The sequence below is a fragment of the Aliikangiella sp. G2MR2-5 genome (assembly GCF_015687155.1).
In the GTDB taxonomy this organism is placed as follows: domain Bacteria; phylum Pseudomonadota; class Gammaproteobacteria; order Enterobacterales; family Kangiellaceae; genus Aliikangiella.
This window is the reverse complement of record NZ_JADPQF010000005.1, coordinates 252794-276883: the sequence shown is the minus strand read 5'-3', so window position 1 is coordinate 276883 and position 24090 is coordinate 252794. Positions and strand designations below refer to the sequence as shown.

Annotated in this window: 17 protein-coding genes; 6 read left to right on the top strand and 11 right to left on the bottom strand. The window is 41.1% G+C overall.

The window, feature by feature from the left end; all coding sequences use genetic code 11:
* Positions 1–10 precede the first annotated feature (10 nt).
* Entirely contained in the window at positions 11–367 is a 357-nt protein-coding gene (locus IYN84_RS16535) for a hypothetical protein (RefSeq protein ID WP_196140358.1), read from the bottom strand.
* 289 nt (positions 368–656) lie between these two features.
* On the opposite strand from IYN84_RS16535, the gene IYN84_RS16530 reads away from it, so the two are divergent.
* The 3 genes from IYN84_RS16530 (at position 657) to IYN84_RS16520 (ending at position 3163) form a co-directional block, all read left to right on the top strand.
* On the top strand, positions 657–1577 hold the full coding sequence (locus tag IYN84_RS16530) for an ABC transporter ATP-binding protein (protein ID WP_196140357.1): 921 nt from the start codon (positions 657–659) through the stop codon (positions 1575–1577).
* Positions 1578–1602: 25 nt separating this feature from the next.
* Positions 1603–2358, top strand: coding sequence for an ABC transporter permease (locus IYN84_RS16525; protein ID WP_196140356.1), 756 nt, complete (start codon positions 1603–1605; stop codon positions 2356–2358).
* Positions 2359–2563: 205 nt separating this feature from the next.
* Complete coding sequence (locus tag IYN84_RS16520) at positions 2564–3163, top strand: hypothetical protein (RefSeq protein ID WP_196140355.1); 600 nt, start codon at positions 2564–2566, stop codon at positions 3161–3163.
* Positions 3164–3340: 177 nt separating this feature from the next.
* Here IYN84_RS16520 and IYN84_RS16515 read toward each other — a convergent pair whose 3' ends face one another.
* Complete coding sequence (locus IYN84_RS16515) at positions 3341–4126, bottom strand: hypothetical protein (protein ID WP_196140354.1); 786 nt, start codon at positions 4124–4126, stop codon at positions 3341–3343.
* 466 nt (positions 4127–4592) lie between these two features.
* Here IYN84_RS16515 and IYN84_RS16510 point away from each other — a divergent pair, with 466 nt between their 5' ends.
* From IYN84_RS16510 to IYN84_RS16500, 3 genes are all read left to right on the top strand, one after another.
* A complete protein-coding gene (locus IYN84_RS16510; RefSeq protein WP_196140353.1) occupies positions 4593–5501 on the top strand; it encodes a TIGR01777 family oxidoreductase in 909 nt (302 codons plus the stop codon).
* Positions 5502–5660: 159 nt separating this feature from the next.
* Positions 5661–6146: a hypothetical protein gene (locus IYN84_RS16505; protein ID WP_196140352.1), complete on the top strand. Its 486-nt coding sequence runs from the start codon at positions 5661–5663 to the stop codon at positions 6144–6146.
* A gap of 78 nt (positions 6147–6224) precedes the next feature.
* The gene (locus IYN84_RS16500) at positions 6225–8300 is read left to right on the top strand and encodes a TonB-dependent receptor (protein WP_196140351.1); all 2076 of its coding nucleotides are present in this window, start codon (positions 6225–6227) and stop codon (positions 8298–8300) included.
* A gap of 60 nt (positions 8301–8360) precedes the next feature.
* On the opposite strand, the gene IYN84_RS16495 is transcribed toward IYN84_RS16500, so the two are convergent.
* The 9 genes from IYN84_RS16495 to IYN84_RS16455 all read right to left on the bottom strand — a co-directional run bounded on the left by IYN84_RS16495 (position 8361) and on the right by IYN84_RS16455 (position 24079).
* Complete coding sequence (locus tag IYN84_RS16495; protein WP_196140350.1) at positions 8361–10181, bottom strand: diguanylate cyclase; 1821 nt, start codon at positions 10179–10181, stop codon at positions 8361–8363.
* 30 nt (positions 10182–10211) lie between these two features.
* Complete coding sequence (locus IYN84_RS16490) at positions 10212–12293, bottom strand: hypothetical protein (protein ID WP_196140349.1); 2082 nt, start codon at positions 12291–12293, stop codon at positions 10212–10214.
* Positions 12294–12295: 2 nt separating this feature from the next.
* Entirely contained in the window at positions 12296–14611 is a 2316-nt protein-coding gene (locus IYN84_RS16485; protein ID WP_196140348.1) for a di-heme-cytochrome C peroxidase, read from the bottom strand.
* Positions 14612–14689: 78 nt separating this feature from the next.
* Positions 14690–16342, bottom strand: a complete 1653-nt coding sequence (locus IYN84_RS16480) for a di-heme-cytochrome C peroxidase (RefSeq protein WP_196140347.1) — start codon at positions 16340–16342, stop codon at positions 14690–14692.
* 198 nt (positions 16343–16540) lie between these two features.
* Positions 16541–17935, bottom strand: coding sequence for a glycosyltransferase family 2 protein (locus IYN84_RS16475; RefSeq protein ID WP_196140346.1), 1395 nt, complete (start codon positions 17933–17935; stop codon positions 16541–16543).
* A gap of 202 nt (positions 17936–18137) precedes the next feature.
* A complete protein-coding gene (gene hrpB, locus IYN84_RS16470; protein ID WP_196140345.1) occupies positions 18138–20669 on the bottom strand; it encodes an ATP-dependent helicase HrpB in 2532 nt (843 codons plus the stop codon).
* Between the two features lie 97 nt (positions 20670–20766).
* A complete protein-coding gene (locus IYN84_RS16465; RefSeq protein WP_196140344.1) occupies positions 20767–21975 on the bottom strand; it encodes a hypothetical protein in 1209 nt (402 codons plus the stop codon).
* Positions 21976–22167: 192 nt separating this feature from the next.
* A complete protein-coding gene (aguB, locus tag IYN84_RS16460) occupies positions 22168–23025 on the bottom strand; it encodes an N-carbamoylputrescine amidase (RefSeq protein ID WP_196140343.1) in 858 nt (285 codons plus the stop codon).
* 67 nt (positions 23026–23092) lie between these two features.
* A complete protein-coding gene (locus IYN84_RS16455) occupies positions 23093–24079 on the bottom strand; it encodes an agmatine deiminase family protein (RefSeq protein ID WP_196140342.1) in 987 nt (328 codons plus the stop codon).
* Positions 24080–24090 lie beyond the last annotated feature (11 nt).

Below are 24090 nucleotides of genomic sequence, written 5' to 3'. Positions count from 1 at the left end.
AATGCTAAGTTCAAGCGACGCCAATAAATAACGAGGGCAAGAAAAAGCTCAATGCAATAAAGCCTGAACCGGTAATCAAAATAAAGAGAGAACCGTAAAATACGCTACTAATCAGCACTCGAGTTTCAGAAAGAGCACAACCCTGAAGATAGAGCTTAATTATTTTTAGTTCATTAATAAGCTTTTCTTTTTTAATCCTGAGCCATTGAAACAAAGGTTTGTAATACAGAAGAAGACATGTAAAAGCTGCCTCAATCCCTCCCAGATCCAATAGCATCATAAACTCGGGAGCGAGCAGTGCCAAAATAACTATTGCCAAAGTGATTACCAGCTTTTGGAAATTAGTCAGCTCTTTCCAGTTTTTCATTAATATCCCTATGAATCAGACTGTTTCAGCAATCGCGAATTACCAGACGAATCAATAATAATTGACCTCTAGCGAAAAATCAGTCTGCAAATTGTAAGCAGCTTTTACAAAAATAGCTTTTCAAATTGGGCGGAAAACACACAAAAAAAATAAAGTAAGCTAGTAGAAGTAAAGAGTCTTGTTACATTTATCAAAGGAATTTTACATTAGCCTATTTTGGCTTTCAGGGAGAGACTTATATTATTTTGGATGGATCTTAACCGGGAAACTGAGAATGACGGAGTTATGCATGAATACAGCTTCCAATGTAATCGAGCTCGATTCGGTGACAAAAGCGCTGGGGGGAATAAAGATTCTCAAAAATCTGAATCTTAAAGTTCCTGATAAGAGTGTCTTTGCTTTTCTAGGGAACAATGGTGAAGGGAAATCAACAACTATTCGTATATTGACTGGGCTAATAAAGGCCGACTCAGGATCAGTTTATGTACTCGGGAAAAGACTCCCAGAACAAAGTATAGAGATTCGCAGGCAATTGGGTTGCATTGTCGATTCACCCGCGCTCTATCCACAGCTTAACGGAGAAGAATTTTTGAGAATTGGCTGCTACCTGAAAAAATTAGGTATGAGAGAAATTGACCACGTGCTTGATATTGTCGACTTGGCAAACGCACGCTTCAATAAAATAGAGCATTACTCGTTAGGAATGAAGCAAAGGCTTGCACTGGCTATGGCTTTGCTGGGAAAACCGCGGCTATTAATACTCGATGAGCCTACTAATGGACTCGATCCCTCTGGAATGCAGGAAATTAGAGAGTTGATCTGCTCATTACCACAAAAGCTCGGTTGTTCTGTCTTTGTCTCAAGTCATTTACTTGACGAAGTAGAAAAAATGGCAACTCATGTTGCTGTTTTGGAGGGAGGAAATGTTTTGCAACAAGCGGAACTGAGCAACATAGTCAACCAGCAAACTGGTCAACTTAGGCTAGAAGTTAGTAATTCATCCAACGCGCAAGGTATATTGAAAAGTCGCTCTATCGAAGCTTACATCCAATCTGAGAATCAGATAATTATAAAAGACATCGAAAGTCAGGATATCGCACAGATTAACCGATACATCATCGAGTCAGGAATTGAATTATTGCAATCGATCTATTCAAAACCCTCTTTGGAAGACTGGTTTTTGACTGCAACTAGCAAAACCAGAAGTTAATATAAGATTATTCAGGAATTTATTTATGTGGATTGCTTTGTTGAAGTCTGAGCTACTTAAGACCAAACGGTCACTTTCGTTTTTAATGATGATAGCTTGTCCTTTTGCAGTTGTATCTTTACAAGCACTACTAATGCTTAATAAAGACGGCGGTGCAATGATCGAAAAAAGTGGCTGGAAAATGCTGTGGATGATGGGGGATTCTCTTTGGTGCTATTTTATGCTCCCACTTTATGTTGCACTTGTTTCTGCATTACTCAACGGCAATGAACACAAAAATCAAACTTGGCGAGTAATGATGACGCTTCCAATTAAGCAATACCAACTATATCTTACCAAAGCCCTGCTTGCCTGGTTTTACATTGTCGGAGCCAACATTTTTCTTTTTGTTTGGACTGCGATTTTAATCTTATTATTTATGTTGTTGGGAGTCACAAATCCTGCAGAAAATTTCTCTTCAGCTTTTGACTATCCTATCATCAAGCAACTATCAAAAAGTGCAATATCCTGTTTGCCTATTTTGTTTTTTCAACATGCGCTTAGTTGGCGAGTACAAAATATTGTTGCCCCCCTTGCGGTGGGGGTTATTGCAACCATGGGCATACTAAAAATAGGTCAGTCTGAGCACTGGATATATTATCCATGGAGCTATATCACAATGGCGAATATGGGAGGGGACCCCGATGCACAAACTACAGCTCTTATTTTATCGCTGTCGGTATCAGGAATATTGCTTTTTGTTTCAACTCTCTGGCTATCGCGAAAAGAAGTTTACTCCTGACACAGTTTATCCTGGAAAAATCTCATGCAGTAGAAATATCAAATTATTAAACCTTTCATCTTTGAGTGACCTCTGATGGCTTTTGCTAATGAGATATTCTAGCAATTAAACTTTACTAAAATGATAAAATTTAATGCAGTTCACATTCGTGCTGTATATGGAGGATAAAATGGCGGTCTAAACCAATGAATGGAGTACAAAGGATATGTCAATCAACGAAACTGCTACCAAACAACAAGTGACCCGGCTCGTCAACTCTGCAGTGATGGCGATTAAAAACAAAGACAAAAATCCAAACTGGAATCAAATTCTGGCAAGCACTTCCGATCAACTTACCTTAATCAGCCGTAACTTAAATACTGCTAAACAAAACGTTCAGCACTTCGGCAAAGCGATGGCTACAGGTACTCACGGCCATAATGCCTTTCGAGTGAATCAATCGATTAATAGCAAGTTAGGTACACTTTCTTCACTAGAAACCTTTCTTGCCAAAGAGTGGAGGAAAATAGTTGATGCAATTAATGCTGATATGAGAAAGCTTCCAACGGAAGGAAAAAATGAGGTAGAGCTTCTGGATATGCTTTCAGGAGAGATTGAATCATTTGATAAGTTGCTTAAGCAGAACTTTTCTCGTCTGTCAAAACAGCTTTCAAGCTCTCACCAGACAACTATTGTGCAGAAGGATATCAGCCAATTAAAAACTATGCCAGACGTTTCGGCAACCAGTATGCTAATTCTTATTTCGGTAGGGATCCGACTATTTGCCATGCTAGTAGGTGCTGGGAAAATGAGTACTAACAAATAAGTTTTTTGGGCTTACTACTATTTACTAACTATGGGAAAGAAATTAATTTTTTCTGTTCAAGCCTGAGTTCAGAATATGAGCAATCTCTTTCGTCTATCAGCCCCATGTTTTAACTATAAAAAAGCCGATAAGATTTCACTTATCGGCTTTTTTAGAATTTAGCAGTTTTTTAGAAGATTATTTCTTCTTACTTTTTTTCTTGTCCGCTTTGTCGTCGGCTTTTTCAGCACCTTCAACTTTTGCTTCCAAGGCTTCAAGCAATTGTTCGTTAAGCGCTGGCACCTGAGTTAGAGACTTCTTGTCCTCAGCACCTTCAGCTAACTGGTCAAACTGCTCATTGGCCAATTTATGAAGCTCTCGAATTTCAGCGGCATATTTGCCAGCTTCTTCGATAAGAGCAGCAGTATCTTTCAACTCTTGCTCTTTGTCCTGCTTCTCCTTACGCTGTTTTCTGGCATTTTCTTCTGCCTTCTTGCGCAAGTTAGCTTCGTCCATTTTTTCTTTCTTAAGCGCTTTTAGCTTCTTAACCACATTTTCAGGTGTGTCAGCCAAAGTTTTAGTAATCTTTTTCAGCTCTCGGTCTTTTTCAGCAACCTGAGCTTTCATCTTCTTCAATTCTTCAGCATTTGTCGCACGACCAACCTCAGCACGGTTTTCTGCCGCTTCTTTACCAGACAACGCTTCTTCTTTTTCAGCGGTAAGTTTCTTGATATCTTTATCACGCTGTTCTACATCATTTTTCAGACGTTCGATCTCTGCAGCTGAGCGCTCTCTAACTTCATTAAGCTCTTGCTCTAGCCCTTTAACCTGTTGAATAGTCGTATTTAATGCCGACTCCAGCTCTTCAGTGGTACATTCGGCCGCTAATCCCAGGGACTTTGCTGCTGTTTGCATTAAAACTTGCTTGCTGATAGCCAGGTCTTTCCAGACTTTCAGTTGAAGCTCAAAATCATCTCTTTCCAATTGTTTCTCCGTCACTGCTTAAAATTCGGGCCGCATCATATAAAAATCCACCCCAAAAAGCTAGTAAAGATCACCACAAACTGGGATTTTTATAGCCTTTTTCAGTATAAGGGCGAATTTACTAATAATTGTTAGTTTCTTTAGCTCTATTTTGCGCCAGAATATCGCGAGGAAAGCCCACAATAATTAATTGCTTGCTAAGCCAGGCATTACTCAATAAGCGTACAATTTCCGCCGGATTCAGCCTGTAAGGAAATGATTTAAGGTTTATGGCAACGTTAAAAATGACAATATTTTTAGATATTTGGTATTTTAGGTATAAATTCTAGAACTTTTCAAAGACTAAAGCCGTTACTTTCTATCTATTTTACCGGGTCGTTTCACTCAGTTGAGCTATATTCAGTATATTCGATTCAGGTTTGAGAAAGTTCTTTAAATACATGCAATCAACATCAATTTAACACTTATGGCTAGCTATTTAGTAACAGGCGGAACCGGTCTTATTGGCAGAGCTTTGATCGAAAAGCTGCTAGCCTCTTCCAGTCGAATTACTGTGCTAACGCGTAACGGGTCCAAAATATCTCCCACATGGGCTGGCTCAGTTAGATACATAGAGAGGTTAAACCAATTTCCCGAAGAGGAGGCGTGCGAATACGTAGTAAACCTGGCAGGAGCTCCTATAGCTGATAAACCCTGGTCTGCATCGAGGAAGCTGGAACTCTGGCAAAGTCGGATTGATTTAACCAACAGCCTGGTGCGCTGGATTTCTGAGAGAAAACACCGACCCAAAACCTTGATTAGTGGCTCTGCAGTGGGTTGGTATGGCGATGGAGAGGATCGAGAACTGGACGAAGACAGTAAGCCTCAACCTGAATACACCCATCACCTCTGTGACGCCTGGGAACGTTCTGCATTAAAAGCCGTCGGTATGGGAGTAAGAGTCTGTATTAGCCGAACCGGTCTGGTGCTTAGTCCTGATGGAGGTTTCTTAAAAAAACTAAAACTACCTTTCAAACTTGGCCTGGGTGCCAGTATCGCCAGCGGCAAACAATATATGTCCTGGATTCACATCGATGACATGGTTAATGCTCTCATATTTCTCCTTTCTGAGAATAGCAACCTTCAACCTGAGGGTATTTTCAACCTGACAGCCCCCAATCCGGTGACAAATCTCGAGTTTTCCCACTCACTGGCCCAGACTCTTGGCCGCCCCTGTCTGTTTAGAGCTCCGGAACGATTATTGACGGTAACTTTGGGAGAAATGTCTCGCCTGTTAACCAAAGGCCAGAGGGTGATCCCACAAAAGCTACTCAATTACGGATTTGAATTTCACTATCCCGAACTAAATTCTGCACTTAAGGATGTTCTCGGATAATTCAATAGAATTATCAAAACAGATGCTTTACCTGTCTACTAGTTTATAGTTTAGGCTTTGTTCCACTGAAATCGTTTGAGTCGCAATATTAGTAAGTCCAGCTATTGCTATCCGTAATCATTAGCTGGTATCAGTCATAAATAGATGAGGATTTAAATAATGACCGGCACATCCAAATTTAAGGCTATCCGAATAGAGCTGGCTGCCACAAGTCGAAGTGATTTTCCAGTTGAACAGGTTTTTCCATTGCTTTGTCCTGCCAGAGAGTTTGACTGGATTCCTCATTGGGATTGCCGACTAATCTACTCTCAATCAGGCATTGCGGAGCTAGGTTGTGTCTTTACTACTGAATTTGAAAAAGATCATGCGCTTGATACCTGGGTAATTAGCGAGTTCTTACCCAATAGAAAAATTCAATTCATAAGAATTAATGAGTTTCGTAGTATTAAATACGATCTCAACATACAGTCAAATGATGGGTTCACAGAAATACTTTGGAGTCAACAAATCACCGCACTAAACGAACAGGGAAATGTGCTGGTTAAATCAATCACTCAAGCAGACTTTGACGAGCAGATAACGAAGGTAGAAAAGTTATTAAATTACTATCTGGCACATGGCAAAGCTATGCTCAGCGAAAGTTAATTTGCGCTTTGGCAACGAGTCTTAAAGATATAGGCTATACTAGTCTTATGGTCTATATCGCCATGTTAAGTACTATCTATGCGTCTACCAATAATAAAATCAATAACTATTTCGGCAGTAATTTTCAGCGCTGTCTTTCAGTGCAATGCAGCGGAAAAAGAAGACATTGTCGAAACCCTTCTCAATCTTTCTCTGGAGGAACTCTTAAAAGCCGAAGTTTCAGGCGTATCCAGAAAAAAGGAAAGCCTGGACTTTGCACCGGGGATAGCCACGGTTATCAGTCAAAGACAAATTCGTAAGCTTGGCGCTAAAAATATTACTGACGTATTGAAAACTATTCCCGGACTTTTCACTTTCAACAATTACTTTAATCTGACAGACCAATTTTCGATTAGGGGTAATCTGGCCGAAGACTATAACACCAAAATATTGTTTCTAATTAACGGTCATCCCTCATACCATACCTTGAATACAACATTTTTCAGTGACATGATCCCGCTTGACGCAGTAGAGAGACTGGAAGTTGTGCGCGGTCCCGTATCAGTTCTCTATGGAACCAATGCTCTAACAGGCGTTATTAATATCATTACCAAAACGGAAAAAGATTCTCGCACTCATGCAGCACTCGAGCGAGGAAGCCATGGCACAACTATCGTCAAATTGGATAGTCAGCTAAACTCAGAAAATAATAGCTTGTTCTTCGCATTTGAAGCAAAGTCTACCGATGGCTATGCTCAGAAAATATTAGCTGATGAAGATGACAGCTTTTTCAGCTTTAAAGAAAATGAAGAAGTTTATTCGGGTAATGGTGGCGATATTAGCCTGGGAGAAGAACATACCAGTTTGTTTGCTCAGTTGAATAATGGGAACTTCACCGTTGACTTAAGTTTATTCGCTCAAGACAGGGAACAAAAACAGGGAATATCACCCTCTTTGTATTTTCGCGGCTCTCCTTTTGAAATTGACATAGCCGCACTCGACTTTCGATATAACTATCTACTAAATGAAAACTCGAAACTTCGTTTTGTTGCTCGCTATGATAGTTACAGGTATGACTATACCGTTGGTAATTATCAGGAACTCGACGTCGGACTAGCGGATAGTAGCAGGGAAGCAACAGGATCATGGCGTGGCAAGAAATTTGGAGTTGAAGCAATATTTGATTACCACGATCAATACTGGGAACTAATCGCAGGAATAATGCATGATCAATACCATGGTGATCGGGTGAGCTTCGAAACAGGAGAAACATCCAGCTACTGGTTTGCACCAGAAATAACGGGCATAAATGCAAATTTCGAATTAATTCCCACAGATACTGATAATAGCGATAGCGCACTTTACGCCAATACAAAATACCAGTTTAATCAAAATACCAATGGTGTTTTGGGTTTAAGATATACAGACAATGAACAGTCGGGAAGTCATTTTGACTACAGAATAGGTAGCATTGCGGCTTTGAATAGTTCTACAACTTTAAAGATACTTTGGGGGACGGCTTATCGTTCAGCTAACTTAAATGAATATAATGTTAGCGCAACTCCAGTCATCAAAGGAAATGCACAACTCGACTTCGAAACGCTACAAGGACTCGATGTTGCATTAGTATACAAAGGCGACCGATATGCACTCAACGTAAGCTATTTCTGGAATGAAACTGACAACGAAATAACAACTCGTCCCATAATTGATCCAGAAGTTGGATTTGAAGTTCCAACTTATACCAATGTCGAAGGTAAACGAACGCAAGGGCTGGAATATGACTTTTCCTATATTATTTCCGGGAATACCCAATTCTATATTCGTGGCTCGGAACTGTTTAAAGTGACAGATAGAGAAACAGGCGCAGACATTCAAGGAGAAACAATCAGAAGCATTCATGCTTCCGGAATTTCGATGCAATTCAACGATCAATTCAGTTTAAACATTAACTCTATTTATAATGGAGAGTGGAATGGTGAAGGAGCTTATCACTTAATTAATGTTTATTCACAATATCAACTCACCCAGAAAATTCAGCTTTATCTACAAGCTCATAACCTTTTTAATACCGAGTATTCCTATTCTATCTGGCAAGGTAACTGGGAGTCTGAAAGGCTTCCATCGGGTGACCCGCGTTCAGTTTACCTGGGCCTACTCTACCGCTGGAGATAGATGAGCAGTTTTAAATTCATCACACCGTCTTATCAGTGCAGATATAGTTGGCTAAAAATTTCAACTCTTTTGGCTCCAACTCACAACCCTGTTTCGCCCCTGTTCTTTAGCTTGATACAATGCCTTGTCCGCACAAGTAAACAAATGTTTGGGGGAGCCAAGCACTTCTCCCGATGAAAGTTCATCGTGAATACTTGCGACACCAATACTGACTGTAATCGGCTTGCTTTTGAGCGAATTTTCTTCAATAACTTTTCTAATTCTCTCTGCTAATACCGCTGCAGATTTCTTATCTGTTCTGGGTAGAATGACGGCAAATTCTTCGCCACCGTATCGGCATGGAATCAAAGGCTGACGGACATTATTTTTCAGTGACCGGGCAACAAATTTGATGACTCTGTCTCCCTCAGAATGACCATAGGTATCATTAAATTTTTTAAAGTGGTCGATATCCATCATCAGCAATGAAAGCTCACTTCCATGATAACAAGCAAGAGAAAACTCCTTTTCAAACTTGTCATCGAAGTGTCGTCTGTTATATAGAAAAGTTAGCGAATCTGTATAAGATTTCTTCTTAAGTTCGCTAAAATGATGAGATAGAGCGATTGATAGTAGTGTCATTTCAATAAGCGCTGCAATCTGAAATGCGTTTTGAGTAAAGCCATTATGGGGAAGAACACCAAAAGTTTTCAGCATATAAACCAGTACGGCAATTAAAAAGGTGCTCCAGGCAATCATGAAAAATATAGCAGGCTTATAATTTGCAAACAATGAAACAAATCCCATAAGCATAATCACGACACAGACAACTATAGTCAGTAATGATAAAAGTTTTACCATTACCGGATAGGGAAGAACGAAACAACCTGCAAATAGAAAAATGGCGACAACTTGTATACCATTCCCGAGTTTGTCGAGTCTTGCCGCATAAATATTACTAGCCAGTATTTCTCTGGCAAACCTTATCCCCCAATACAAAGACAAAGCCAAAGAAAAAAGTAAACTTTGATTCGCAAGCCATGGATTATCCGGCCACAAAAATTGAAAAGCAAAACCGTTATGGGTGGACATGTAAAGACCGTAACTTATCAGATACCAAAGGTAATGAGTAAATGCTCTCACTTTGGCAGCAAAAAAAAGAAACATGTTATACACCGCCAGCACAAGCACACCACCATAATAAGCACCAAAGGCTAGTTGTTCATTGGCAAACTGAGTCATCAAATGTTCCATAGAACTGAGTGACAATCCAATATTAATTGAACCACTGGACTCATATCGGAGATAAATAGTTTGTTGGCTTTTGGCAGGTAATATCACCGAAAAAAGAAAATCTTTATGTTCAATTTCTCTGCTGCCAAATGGTCGTTTATCACCAGTGTCGATATGTTTTACAATTTCATTGTCAGTTATCTGCCAATAATCTAAAAAATCAATTAAAGGATAGTCTTGTCTTAAAACAACTTTTCGGGCTTCAGAAGCACTATTAACAATGGATAGACGCACCCAGTATGCAGATTTTGAAAATCCATAATTGTGTTCTTCAGCTGAACGAACGAAGGATTGCTCAATATTTGAGAACACCAGCTCATCAACACCAAGTGAAGCGGTAGTATCTTCAAATATTTCGATTAATGAGGTCAGCCGAATCGTCGAATCGACCTTGCTAATATCAACCGACGGTATCGAGTTGACATTGTGCTCTTGAGAGTCTTCAGAGTTGTCTTCAAGATTACCCACCAATGCTGTCTGGGTATTATTTGTATGATTCATTGAGTCAATAATTATAGGCGTAAATACAGCTAATATAACGATAACTGCTATAATTTGAATCGCCAGCTTGTGGCGAGGAAAACGACTCAATGAATCAAAGAGTTTCATGTAAAACTGTCTCTTATGTTGCTTGACCAGCTATGTTTTTTTACTGTCCATATGGGCAAACACATCGGCAATAGTCTGATGCTCTTGAAATACCGACAAACCAATTTGCTTACCTAATTGACGATAGCTATCAAATTGCCATTCGTCAAAAAATTGATCTGCTGTTGACTGATCCGGAAAGGTTGGATTGTTTCGCCAATAGGCATAAACATCTGCAGACAAGGCTTTTTGCAATTGGGACTTTACGTAAAGTAACTGGCCTCGACTACCATCAGCATAATAAATATTTCCTATTCTGCAGGCACATCCGCAAATATTCTGTTCATCTTCGATTGTCGATACATCTATATCTATTTCCACATCAAAATCAGCCCTTGCTCTTTGAATAGCTTTTCCCAAATCTGCAAGCGTATTATTCAAGTCTGCTCCTGCATCGCTTGCTATAATGTATCGACAGCGGCGTCTTAATAACTCATAAAGACCAAGATTTTCGAAATGTCCTCCGTCAGACAAATGAATCTGAGGACTATGTTCATTCAGACCAACGGCAAACATTTCGCGCAACATTAAGCGATACCAGGAAGCTGCCCGACCTTTTCTGGGACTTTTTTCAGGATCAGGATTATCAGTCCAATAACCTAACCTGAAATTCAATAGCGCCATAAGAAAAGCAACCGGCCTTGAGTTAGTTGCATAGGTATTTGGATCAACTGCGGCTCCGGAAACAGAAAACGCAGTAGACAGAGCCATATCACCATTAACAAAATCTTCGGTTGCTCGAAAACCGGTATTCGAAGCTCCGCAATAGAGTGGCGTCAGAATGAAATTAGCCCCTTCCCTACTGCGCAGCTTCTGTTTTTTTGAACTGGATGTGTTGATAGTCGTGTTAACGATCGGTAATGGGCCACCAAAATCAGGAGACATCGAGGCCAATTTGAAATCCATTGCTGAAACCGGGTCCGTTTTTCCACCCTTATTTGATTCAATTTCTGGCATGTAAGCCAATGCTAATCGACTCCTATAATAACTATGCATGGATATCGCATTAACATCACTGGTTAGCGCAAGCAAAACCGAAAGTCCTGACCAGTACCAGAACCAGTTCTGCTCAATTAAACCATCACTGTTTATCCAGTGATAAATGAGCACAAAAAAACCATACATCAAAAGAAATAATCCCAGGGACGCAAAAGCGCCACTGCTTCCAGTAGCCTGCTTTGAAGGTCGTGCTTGAAATAAAGAGAAAAGTCCGGTCAGAATTGGCAATAAATAAGTCAAATGTTTTGAAAACTCTGCGGCAGACTCTTCCTCAAAATTAGCTCGGACCCAATGCTCAAGCCCTGCGACAACAGGAATTAAACCGATAAGAGTTGCAATGAACCCGTAACTCAACAGGCGTCCCATATTACGTCGAAAAAAGTAGCTTTGGGTAAGTCGTCGAAAAGACGGAATCAAACCAGTTAATGCAAAGGCGACAACACAAACCAGGTATAACAATAAACTAAGATGTCCCAATCCCATAATCACTAAGAATCCATCATGGGTATCTTTCAATTGGTGATTGGACTCGATCAAAAAAACAGGCCAACCGAGGCTGGCACTCCAGTCTGCAGAGAGTATTGAAATGACCCAGACAAAAAGTGGCACCAATACAATCAGATTCAGTAAAGTACCGGCAATAATAGAAGCAATTAATTGCCAATAGGAAAACCCTTTACCAGCAATTAGATAGTTTCCATGCCCGCGTAGCCAATCCAGAACAGTTTCTTTTCCTCCATTGCCCGTATCTTTGTTGACAGGCGTATCAGTAAAATCTGAAGCTTCTGCCGCTGAAACATGATTTCGAATCCAGTTAAAACAGGAGGCGATATAACCCCCACCTGAAACTGAACTCAAAAGGTCAACCTGTCTTAGCAGCTTGGTTCTTGATAACGCTTGAAGTAATCCCAAATTAAATGTTGCGGATCGAATTCCACCGCCTGACAAAGCCAACCCCACAAGCGGAGCTTCTTTATCCTGGCCTAGAACTTCGCGGCGTTTTTCCACCCAGATATCTTCTTGTGCTTGGACATCTTCAAAGGATTTAGTAAATGCGGACTTATTGTTGTTCATTATTAGTTCCACTCACCTTGAGTACAATTGCCTCTTTCATCTGTCTGATAGCATGCGTACTCATCTTTTTTTATTTTAAGATATTCGATAATAGCGTACCTTTCTTCATCTGTAAGAAGCGGCCCGATTACGCCCTTTGGAAGCGGATTATTTTTATAGTCAGTTTGATGCTTTGTCCACAAGACTGAATCTGCTACAAATGCATGGCCAATATTCCAGTTTCCTTTAACACTGGTATCGAATAAAAATCCCTTACCATCCGAATTTTCTTCTGTCTTTACGACAAACCCGAGGTTTTGAGGATCATACTCTCGAGAGCCCATGTAAAAACTTTTTGTGCGCTGTTCAGGTGGCAACAACATTTCATAAACAGATGGAACAGAACCGTTATGTAAAAATGGCGGTGTGGCCCAAACACCTGCTAAAGGTCTGGGCTTATACCCGCGTATTTGCTGTGGTAGATCGATTGTTCCAAAACCTTGTAATTGCATAATTTGTGCATAATCCAGCTTCTTGTCCTGGTAGTATTTATTTTTAATTAGCAAACCGATTATACTCAGTCCCTCGCCTTCCGTCAGACTGGTTACATCCCAGGATTTCGGAATGCTCATATAAGTTTCGTACCCGGATTTCAACAACCAGATTAAATTTTCAGTCTGGCATTTAACTCGACAGGAATAAGATGTGTCAGGTTGTGTGGTAACCTGGTCGACTCCTGGTTCCAAATCAGAAATGCTTGAAAGTACTGATAATATATTTTGATAGGCAGCCTTGGGATAAGTTGGTGTCTCTTCACTATTTGGTGAAGGGAAATTAGTCAGCGCCTGCTTTAATTCTTCTGCGTCCAGGTGCAGCTCTTCCCTCAGTCTTATTACCTCTTTTAAACGATATTCTACGTTTCTGTTTAACTGCCTCAAAAGCAGAGGGTTTAGGGTTTTAATTACATCTTCGTTAGTTATTCCGGTGGATGAAATATCATAACGTCGATCCATGAAGCCGTCAGCTGCGGTAGGATCTGTACCAATGTGGTCTGTCGGAACAACTTCAATTAACCATTCGTCTAATGGAGATAACTTCAGAGGAGCCGAAGCTTGTTGTTTCGCCAGAGTAGCAGGATGAGGTCCATGACATTGCTGACAATACTGGTTAAATAATGCCTTCCCCTTTACCGCTTTTTGTTGATCAACTTTACCTAAAATGGATTCCGGCCAGGGAGGTGGAGTTAACTTTTGTAAGTTATGCTCTATCTTGGTTAAATCTTCCACTCTCACTGAACTGATAAACCTTTGCTCGGCCGGTAAAGGATTTCCGTTATCATCCAACAGAGGAATAACAGCGCCAACTCCTAATGCTTCTCCGATATTTCTCGCCAAAGGCTGGGCTACTGAGCCATTGTACTGAACCCAGTCAAACTTCCAGATATTCCAGACATAGGGGTAACTCACTGGCGCAGCCCCATCCTGATAATTGTCGGAAGTCAAGTGATCGCCAAATACGGTATTACCAATCCTTCCCAAAGCGTCAGTTCTGCCAAAGCCTTCCTGTACAGGGTAAAGATGACGAAATGGATTATTCTGACCTGCGTCCAGAAAGCCTTTAATAGAAGTCCAGAGCTCAGCCTTTAATTTATCTTTTCCACTTGGGTAGCTGTCCCCCAAAACGCCTTGAGCAAATCGATCAAATTTCCAGGGGTTTAAACGTGTATAAAGCATGGAGGCAAGTAGTACCGGCGCAAAATTTCCGCGCTGAGGATCGGTAAACGCATGCATAGCTTGTCCGCCATCGATTCGAATCGCAAATTTAGTGCCTTCCCGGGTATAATGTATTTCTCCGCTATGACAAGCAGCGCAAGTAATATCAAGAACATCCTGTCCTATGGACGAGTTAAAGTGCTTAGTAAATCCAACAGGTAACTGATGTGGATTTTTCGCGGTAGGTTCTGGCTCCACAATGAACCTGTACTTCCTCATATGTTCCGGAGACGAAAACTTTTCTTCACTAAAAGGTAATTCCAAATTGACGAACCAATTGTAGCGAACTGCAGCATGTTGAGTTCCCTGCGCCATCGTTGTACCTTGAGGGGTATAGTAATAGATATTGCGACCTTCACTTTCAGCCTCTCCGCCCCAGCCTTGTTCAAGATAAACGTACTTATCGACGGGTTCAGCATCAGGAATTGAAGAAACTGGCCATAGGATGAACCAGGCAAAAAGGATAAATAGAATAATAAATAGAAAGATCAATAACCTGATGCTCCAGCGAATGAACTTTGCTAATGTAATCTGGTTCAACTTATTGATGAAATGACTCTCCGACATAAATCCCCCTCTATCATTCGGAAGCTTGGTTTGGCCTTATATTGAAATTACCAGCCGATATCATTGAAATTATTTTAACTAGAGGCTTTTGAGGTACTCTAAAAGTGCTTGCTTTTCCTGCTTTGACAAATGCACACCGTACAGGTGTCCTTGATTGCTATTTCCCGGCAATCTTGTATCAAAATAACTCCGATTTTTTCCCTTAGAAGAAATCAACCCAATCCTTTCAAGATCCAGTGTTCTATCACCAACATAAAAGTCCTTTCTTCTTTCTTCTACCGGGCTTAATAATTCAGTCAGAGTTAAAACTGAGCCATTATGCAAATAAGGTGCTGAAGACCAGATTCCAGTCAATGGCCTCGCTTTATAATAATAAGGAGCCTTATCAATCGAGCTTTTATAAACCGAATGATAATCTTCTAATGCAGCGTCTACAGTTTGTAGAGGGTGATGAAGTGCAGCCCCAACAGCAGCGTGAGCGACAAGGTTGATCGCTTTATCTTTCTTTTCTATTTTATGACCAGCTAGCCATAAAAGTCTTTTCCCTTCAAATACTCCGCTCCACATCTGAGTGTTTAGAAAATTATGTGCCATTCGTGGATCCGTTCCAACTTGATCAACTGGAGTCGTGGTTACCTTTATTTTGTATTTACTTTTATCTTCAGCAACCTGAGCATGACATTGAATGCATTCAGATTGATAAACCTTTTTTCCCTGAAGCAATAACTTTTCATCCAGTTTACCTAGTAACTGCTGCGGCCATTTAGGTGCTTTAAGCTGATAAAGCCAGTTTTCGATCTTTTTAAGATTCTCGATGTTGACACTGCTTTTATAGCCAAGAATTTTATGGTCTTTTAAAACTTCCATCTGACCATAAACAGCAATTGCAGTGGTAATGTTCTGAACCAATGGGCCCGGATTGGCGTTAGGTGCAGACGCATTCCATTGAACTAAATCAAAGTGTGATGCATCCCAAAGCACAGGGTAACTGACTGGAGCATCGGGAGAAATGCGATTTTTTTCGATTCCTAAAAGCTCAACACCAACCGTATTGAAAATCTGACCAAATGCGTCAAGTCGGCCATAACCATATTCAGTTTCACTGGAGTTGATTTGATGACGATACTTTAAATATTGAAGACGTTCGCGCATTTGAGCTTTCAACTTATCGCCCTTATCTGAATATCCACTACTCCCGCTTAATTCGACAAAGTGAACAAACTCCTGCTCATTGTTCAGGGTAAACTCAAGCGCCTGTATAATAGTTTCTTCCAGCCGTGTAAAGTTAACCATGCCTTGTCCTCCATTCAGGAGAATAGACTGATTGTTATACTTCACCTCTCCGGTGTGACAAGCAGCACAGCCAAGTCCAATCCAGCTCTGTCCGTTATCATCATTGTCGATGGTAACGCCTACAGGTAGTCCCAACTTATTGTTTGTCGATAATTTACCTTCAATTAATCCTATTTCAGCAGTCACATCAGAAGAAAAAATATTGCTCCCCGAGGGCGTTCTCAGATGTTGATACCAAACCAGAGGAATTAGCTTCGAACCAAAAGAGGTATGCTGAAATTCTTCTGACAAGGTTTGCTCCCAACCTTGTTCAACGAGCATTTGACCAGTGTCTTCTTCAGTACTTTGCTCAGAACCTGAGTCACAGGCAGAGATCAGAATAGATAAAAGCAGGAAGTGAGTGAAACGGCTTGAGGCAAGCTTGCTAAATAGCTCCATTGACAGCCCCCTTATAATTATTGCTTTTAGAGATTATAAACTGATGTTTTTATAGTAGTTGGCAATAGAAATCTAGCACAGATTAAACGAAATTACCTGTTCAACCAGAAAATTTTTAAGAACACGTTGGAAAATCAGCACTGGACTGTGCTGATTTCAGATGAGAGTTTAATGATTGTGGAGTTAATAAATGAAAAGTTAGTCCGCTTCAGTTAAAGCTTCATTTTGACTGGTATGCTGAGCAAGACCAACTCTTACCCACTTCTGCCACTGTAACTCCTGCCTTGTGATTAACCTCTTTAAACTTCTGCACAGGGCCTGCCACTCGACAAGGTCAATAATGTAGAACAGCATCCAGGCTATTGGGGCGAGTAATAAGAGGTTTTGGTGAAAGCGCCTCTTGCTGTCACACAGAATTTGAATCACAACAAGAGTGGTCATAAACACAATGACAAATGCCAAAGGTACATAGTCGTTAGTCAAAATAGTGTAGCCATAAAATATGGCAAGCAATAATGCTTCAAACATTAAGGTTAACTCGGCATAAACAGCCATTGGAAGCAGTAAGAAAGTCAGGTAAGAGTTATGCTTTTTATTAGTACTAAAAAAAAGCGATTTGTGCTTCATAAAGGTCAGTAGTCGTCCAAATTTCCAGCGTAAACGTTGATTACAAAGTCCTTTCCAATCAGCAGGCCCTTCAGTAAAAACCACTACATCCGTGGCGTATCTTGTTTTATAGCCTTCACTTAGTATTCGGGTCGACATTTCTATATCTTCGGTGATAATTTCATGGTCAAAGCCACCGACATCTTCCAGAACCTCTTTTCTGTAAGCCGCTGCCGCCCCTCCAATAATGTACACAGAATTAAAGACTGAATCAGCACGTTTGAAAAAGAACCCGTATAGATATTCTATCTGTTGCAACCACTCGATTGGCCTGGAACGGTTCCCCACGATGACATTACCGGCAACAGCGCCAACTTTCGGATCATTAAAGTACGGAACCAGCTTTTCAATCGCGGCTTCATCCATGACACTATCAGCATCAACAGTTACGATAATCTCTCCTGAGGCCAAACGAACTCCCTGGTTCAAAGCTCTAGCTTTGCCACCATTAGTTAGTTGCAAATACTTAATTTCAGTTGCCGACTGACTATTCTTTTTAAATTCGGCAATGTAACCAGTTACCAGCCTGTGAGTGGAATCGGTTGACCCATCATTTACCACAATAATTTCAAGATTCTTATACGCAGTGTTAACCACTGACTGAATAGTCTTCAATATTCCAACTTCCTCATTCCAGGCAGGAATGAGTACTGAAACTTTTGGGGAAAAGTTCATCATTCCTTGCCTGATCGCCTTCCTTCTCCTTATCTTTTCTAACGGAGAATAAAAAGGCAGGGACAACAGCTGGACAAAGTACTTGAAAATTATCGGCGCCAACAACGCAAAAATAGTCAGTCGAACACCGGCAAGGTCATCGTTTGGCGAGTACTCTGTAGTCAACGCCAAATAGATAACTAAAAATGAAATACTGTATAAAGTAAGCAGAAGAAAAATACTTCGCGTACTAAATAAATTAGTTTGATTCATAGGACGCCAAACCTTCCCCTTTTTAAAGGCCATCCTTGAGCGGGAGATATTTATCATCGTTATAAAGGGCGTCGATTATGGCATTTTTATGACGTTTGAACAAAATAATGTCATAAATCTTTTGAATAATGTGCCTTCGGCTAAATAAAAATGTGAACTTGTTCGCGAATAGACTCCTCTGATTTGTCTCAGAGGTAGCGAATCAGGATTGGTTTAGCCGTCTTTTGGTTAGATTGGTAGCCACAGCGGTGAGCGGATCATCCGGCCATGGATGCTTTGGATAGCGTCCTTTCATTTCTTTTTTCACCGCTTCGTACCCGTTTGTCCAGAAGCTGGCCAAATCACTTGTTACCTGCAGCGGACGTCTGGCAGGCGATAATAGATGCACGATCACTTTAATCTGTCCATTAGCTATTTCAGGTGAATCTTTTTCACCAAACATTTCCTGTAGCTTGACAGCCAGCACTGGTTGTTGTGCAGAAACATAATCCAACTTTACCCAGCTACCACTGGCCACCTGAATTTTTTCAGGCATAAGTTTATTCAGTATCTGTTGGCTGTCCCAATCAAGTATACTCATTAACGCATCACCAAATATCTTTTCGGTTACCTGAGAAATTTTTGATAATCCGCTCAAAAATGGCATCAACCAGCTTTCTGCCGAAATTAGCAGAGCTTCATCGGACACGTCAGGAAATAGTTCTGCAAAATCAGACAGTGACCTGAGTTTCAATATTCTATGTTGCCACTGTCTGAGTTTGTCACTCCAGGGAAGCGAATCTACTCCCAAAAGCTGTATGCCATCGATCAAACCAGAAGCCACCTCGCCATCTGTAACCTCGCTGCAAGGTGTTGACGTCAAAACCAACTTTCCGAATAGTCTTTGATTCTCTGCAATCACTGATTGACGGGCTTTATCCCAACAAACTTTTTTGCTATCCGTTATTTGAGAAGCGAATGTACTTTCAATTGTCGAAACATCAATGTCTATTGCTAGAAAAATTTTTGCTTTTCTGTCTCTTCCTCCGAGCTGACACGCAACTATATATTCAGCGCCAGTATCGTAACAAGGCTCAATCTGCGCTCCTCTGCCACTAGCTAATAAATAGCCGCTCCCCCTGCGCTTTGCGACTCGGTCAGGAAAAGCCAGCGCTAGTAATTGAGAGGCATCGGATAGACTTTCAGGAGCGCTTTTTTGATTAACTTTTGAGTCACGCAGATAAGGTTTTATTCGGTTATACAGGACTGACTTTTGTCGTAAGATATTTGAACTTCTTCGGTTCTGATTATTAGAGTGAAGTAAAAATTCGATTCTAGCCAGAATATCTATCTGTTTACTCTGCTCCCCGATAAAAATGTCTTTTTCTTCCAGCATAGAAGCTAGCAAGCAGCCTATTTCAGCGGCACCTAGTTGAATTGATTGAAAGAGCAAATGAGCTAGTCGAGGATGAACACCTAGTTGGGAAATTTGTTTTCCATAAGCCGTAACTCTATTTGAAGAGTCCAGCGCATTAATCGATTGAAGTAATGACTGCGCCTGAGACATCATTCCCCTGTTTGGCAGATCAAGAAGCGCCAGCTCCGATACGTCGGTCACTCCCCAAAGCGCAGCTTCCAACATAAAACCAGCCAGATCAACTCGTAAAATTTCAGGGACGCCCTGTGCCCGTAAAGTATCGGATTTTGTCCACAATCGAATACACAATCCCGCCGATAACCTGCCAGCTCTTCCCTGACGTTGAGTAGCTGATGCCAAGGATACCCTGGTTGTTTCCAGTCGGTTAAAACCACTATTGGGGTCGAATACATTTTGTCTGAACAAACCACAATCGATCACACAATCCACGCCCTCTATCGTCAGGCTGGTTTCTGCAATATTAGTGGATAAAATAATTTTTCTTCTTTTTCGTTCTGGCAACAAAGCCCGTTGTTGTTTTTCAAATGGAAGATTTCCAAAAAGAGTATGAATAACTAAACCTTCGTGAAAAAACTCTGCATTTTCAATAATATTTTTGGCCTGTTCAATTTCACTTTGTCCAGGAAGAAATACCAGAATATCTTTGCTCGATTTGATTAGAGCTTTTGCAACGCCATCCACAAGCACGCTTCGCCAATCAAATGAGTTTCCGGGGGATATATATTCAACCTCGACGGGAAAACATTTTCCTTCACATTGAATAACCGGAGCATCGGGCATTAGCCTTTTTAAATTATCGGCCTGTAAGGTTGCAGACATAACAAGCAACTTTAAGTTATCTCGTAAACCGGATTGGACTTCTAGAGCAAATGCTAGCCCTAAATCCGCATCAACACTTCGTTCATGAAACTCATCAAAAATAATGATGCCGACGTCAGGTAGCTCAGGATCTGTTTGTAGCATTCTGGTTAAAATGCCTTCAGTAATCACTTCGACTCGAGTGCTCTTCCCGATTTTGACTTCATGCCGAATTCGATAACCAACAGTCTCTCCAACCGTTTCTCCGAGTATTTCAGCCATTCGGACGGCTGCCGTTCTCGCAGCCAGACGACGTGGTTCAAGTACCAATATTCGTTTGTCAGGTTCAAGTAGAGGGAGCAACGCCAAGGGCACCAGGGTGGTCTTGCCGGCGCCGGGCTCGGCCTGCAATATCAAACTAGAATGAGTGCAAACCTGAGCACAAATTGCCGCTAAGTGCCTGGAAATGGGCAAATCAAGTTTTTCCAGTCTCGATTCAATTCTTTGTTTTTGGTCCATAACGGAGAGCAAGAAGCGTTAAACCTGGAACGCATTATTCATCTGGTATGATAAATTGTATCAGTAAGCGAGTATTGAAGGCTATTGACTGAAATATTTATATCGGCCAGGTGATGAAATAGCAACCACAAGTCACAATAGCGCTACCCCCTATGAGTAAGGCGAGTATCCGGGCAATAGTAAAACTAGAATTTGTTGTCAGATTTTTACTTCGCTTCAACAATTCTGGCGTCCACACCATCGGACGCATTGGAGTCATATGATAGAGACGTTCCAGATAGGTTCGTTCCGCTGAAGGCTCAAATTTCTGAACCAACTTACAAATTGCACTCGCCCTCTCGAGGCAAGTTCTGGCAGCCTTTTCACCATGAGCTCTGGCGAGTGTAGAAAGGCTTTTGTTTTCATAACCCAGAGCACCCCACGGAATATCTTTCTGGCTGGAATACCAGGGTTTGTCGGCCACCTGAGGAAAATGCAAACTAATAAGTTTTCTTTCAATTTCAGCATCATTGTGACTAACAACAAAATCAGCCAACTCAAACAAAGACAATATTTTTGCTGAATCCAGCACACTTCGCTTCGTGGACTTATCAACCAGAGCAAACTGCATTGCTGTCTTGGTGGGGATCGACTTTCTTGTCGTACGGTTAGCCACATAGGTATCGAGTACCCTACTAGCTTCAGAACTCTCCGAATTAAACTCAAACAGGACCAAAGCAATTTGCGCTATTTCGTCGTCGTCACTTCTTCCGGTATAAGCTGAGCATACCGTCAAAACCCTGTGATTTTTTTGTGAGAAGGGGGTCAAAGAGGGGTTTACTCGAAAATGTGTTTTACTACCTGAGCCGATAGTAAATTTTCCTACAGGCTCGTCTTCACTAACCAGTGTCAGGTGAGATGACTCCAACCTACCGGATACCTTGATATCATAGAGCTTTAATGCGCGCTCAATTCGATCATAAACCTGGATTAACTCATCCCCCGCAATGGAATCTAACCTTGCATAGCGAGACAAAATAGCCGCTTCTTTGTCATAGTCTTTCGCACAGTGATAAAAATCGGCTAGTTGAAAATAATACCGTGAGGACAGCTGGCAGTTGTTATCCTGCATGGATAATCTCTCCTGCTCACGTATTACCGAAAGTAGTTCTTCTTCAAGCGTATGTTCAAACTGGATAGAGTGACCGGGCAAACCTATTCCCCTTAGTTTTGGGCAAACAGGTTGTTCCTTCAACCTTACTACTACAATATTCAGGCAGGTGAAGATTTCCGAACGATACAAAATCTGCGTACAAAATCTGGACATCCACCACAATCTCGGCACGAGATTCTACAGAAGTGCGACGGAATTCACAAAAACTTTATCGTTATTTTTAGCGACAGAAAGTAAAAAACAACTGAGCAGCCGTTTTCTCTAGAGATAGTTCAAATACAAGCTTCGAAAATCAGGTACCTGAAAAGTCAGATACCCGGAAACATGTTCTCTAATAACCAATAATTAAAGAGAGTTTAGACGCTGGTATAGCTCAGGTCGTCTATCGCGAAAGAGTCCCCAGGAAGCTCGTCGTTCTGCCAGACTATCCAGATCAAAAGTATGGCAGATAACGCTCTCGTTTTCGCGATCAGCTTCCACGACCTTAGCGCCCATTTCATTGGTAATAAAAGAGCTACCATAGAAGGTTATCTCACAGCTATCACCTTTCTCCACTCCAATGCGGTTTGAGGCTACAACAGGTAGCATATTGGCACCACTATGTCCTTGCATCACTCTTTGCCAATGCCCGCTGGAATCCCAATCAGGATCCTGTGGCTCACTACCAATTGCGGTAGGATAAAAAATGGCTTCTGCTCCATTTAATGCCATTATTCTAGCAGCTTCAGGAAACCATTGATCCCAACATATAGCGGCACCGAAACGACCATAACGGGTTTGCCAGACTTTGAAACCAGTATCTCCTGGAGAAAAATAAAACTTCTCCTGGTAACCCGGTCCATCAGGAATATGTGATTTGCGGTAATTCTCCAAGAGAGTACCGTCAGCATCGATCATGGCGAGAGAGTTAAAGAAAGTATTTTCAGCTTTCTCAAAATAGCTAACAGGTAGAACAACATCGAGAGACTTGGCCAGACCACAAAAATGTTGCAAAATTTTTGACGATGAAAAAGGCTCGGCCCAGGAAAAGTATCTGGGATCCTGGTCTTTGCACCAGTAAAAACCGGCAAAGAGCTCTTGCAACAGAATAACCTGTGCTCCCTGTTCTGCGGCTCGCTTAACCAGAGAACTCGCCAGGTCGATATTTTCTTCAATGTTTTCGGTTACTGCAAACTGAGTTGCAGCTAAAGTAACGTTTCGCATGAGCTATCACTCTATTCCAAATATATTTTTCAAATTACGCATCAAAAAAATTTAAACTTAAAAAAAGTTATCCCGGTTGTTGCATAGTAATGCAATGAATTCCGCCACCACCAACAAGAATATCATTAGCATCAATGCTAATGGTTTTCCTTTCAGGAAAAAGTTCAGCAATTACATTATATGCTTCGTCATCCTGTTTCACACCAAAACGAGGAATCAAAACCAAATCATTCGCAATGTAGAAGTTAATATAACTCAGGGGAACTCTTTCACCATCAATATAGCGGGCTTGCGGTTCAGTAATTTCAACCAGCTCACAGCCATGATCTAAAATAATTCTCTGATTATCCTGGTAGATAGAATAGTTTTCACTTTCTCGAGAACACTTTTGCGTCAGAATAGTTTTATCACTAACGAAACAGGCAATATTATCAATATGTCCATCAGTATCCCAATCACCGGTAATACCTTTTTCCAACCAGATAACCTCTTCCACCCCCAAAGAATCGGCTAGCTGCTTTTCTATTGCCTGTTGAGACATCTGTGGATTTCTGTTGGGGTTGAGCAGACATTCCTTTGTCGTTAGCAAACGTCCTTTGCCGTTAGAATGTATCGAACCTCCCTCCAATACCATTTCAACTTTTTCACGCTCAGAATTGCAAAGCCGGGCCACGTTTTTCGCAATTAATGCATCGTTGCTGTAAGGCGAAAACTTGTTGCCCCAGGCATTAAATGTAAAATCTAATGCTTTATATAGCCCACTTTCCTTTACCCAGATTGGAGCAGTATCTCGTGTCCAACTGTCATCCAGTTCAGTCGGGATTATTTCAATTGCAGAAGATAATTTTCGCCGAGCAAATGCCTGATGTTTAGTGCTCACTAGCATTTTTACCGGTTCAAACTCACTGATAGTGTTAGCTACTTCTGCAAACTTTATTTGAGCAACATCCACCCCGTTTGACCAGATCTCCTCTCGACAAGGAAAAGCCATCCAGGTTGCAGCGTGAACTTCCCATTCTGCAGGCCAGCGTGTTTTTTTAGTAGATTCAGTCATGATAGCAAAGC

What these genes read in the sequence shown, in the direction of transcription:
- IYN84_RS16535 (WP_196140358.1), bottom strand. Translation starts at nt 367, where the DNA reads ATGAAAAACTGGAAAGAGCTGACTAATTTCCAAAAGCTGGTAATCACT.
- IYN84_RS16530 (WP_196140357.1), top strand. Translation starts at nt 657, where the DNA reads ATGAATACAGCTTCCAATGTAATCGAGCTCGATTCGGTGACAAAAGCG.
- IYN84_RS16525 (WP_196140356.1), top strand. Translation starts at nt 1,603, where the DNA reads ATGTGGATTGCTTTGTTGAAGTCTGAGCTACTTAAGACCAAACGGTCA.
- IYN84_RS16520 (WP_196140355.1), top strand. Translation starts at nt 2,564, where the DNA reads ATGTCAATCAACGAAACTGCTACCAAACAACAAGTGACCCGGCTCGTC.
- IYN84_RS16510 (WP_196140353.1), top strand. Translation starts at nt 4,593, where the DNA reads ATGGCTAGCTATTTAGTAACAGGCGGAACCGGTCTTATTGGCAGAGCT.
- IYN84_RS16505 (WP_196140352.1), top strand. Translation starts at nt 5,661, where the DNA reads ATGACCGGCACATCCAAATTTAAGGCTATCCGAATAGAGCTGGCTGCC.
- IYN84_RS16500 (WP_196140351.1), top strand. Translation starts at nt 6,225, where the DNA reads ATGCGTCTACCAATAATAAAATCAATAACTATTTCGGCAGTAATTTTC.
- IYN84_RS16495 (WP_196140350.1), bottom strand. Translation starts at nt 10,181, where the DNA reads ATGAAACTCTTTGATTCATTGAGTCGTTTTCCTCGCCACAAGCTGGCG.
- IYN84_RS16490 (WP_196140349.1), bottom strand. Translation starts at nt 12,293, where the DNA reads ATGAACAACAATAAGTCCGCATTTACTAAATCCTTTGAAGATGTCCAA.
- IYN84_RS16485 (WP_196140348.1), bottom strand. Translation starts at nt 14,611, where the DNA reads ATGTCGGAGAGTCATTTCATCAATAAGTTGAACCAGATTACATTAGCA.
- IYN84_RS16480 (WP_196140347.1), bottom strand. Translation starts at nt 16,342, where the DNA reads ATGGAGCTATTTAGCAAGCTTGCCTCAAGCCGTTTCACTCACTTCCTG.
- IYN84_RS16475 (WP_196140346.1), bottom strand. Translation starts at nt 17,935, where the DNA reads ATGAATCAAACTAATTTATTTAGTACGCGAAGTATTTTTCTTCTGCTT.
- hrpB (WP_196140345.1), bottom strand. Translation starts at nt 20,669, where the DNA reads ATGGACCAAAAACAAAGAATTGAATCGAGACTGGAAAAACTTGATTTG.
- IYN84_RS16465 (WP_196140344.1), bottom strand. Translation starts at nt 21,975, where the DNA reads ATGTCCAGATTTTGTACGCAGATTTTGTATCGTTCGGAAATCTTCACC.
- aguB (WP_196140343.1), bottom strand. Translation starts at nt 23,025, where the DNA reads ATGCGAAACGTTACTTTAGCTGCAACTCAGTTTGCAGTAACCGAAAAC.
- IYN84_RS16455 (WP_196140342.1), bottom strand. Translation starts at nt 24,079, where the DNA reads ATGACTGAATCTACTAAAAAAACACGCTGGCCTGCAGAATGGGAAGTT.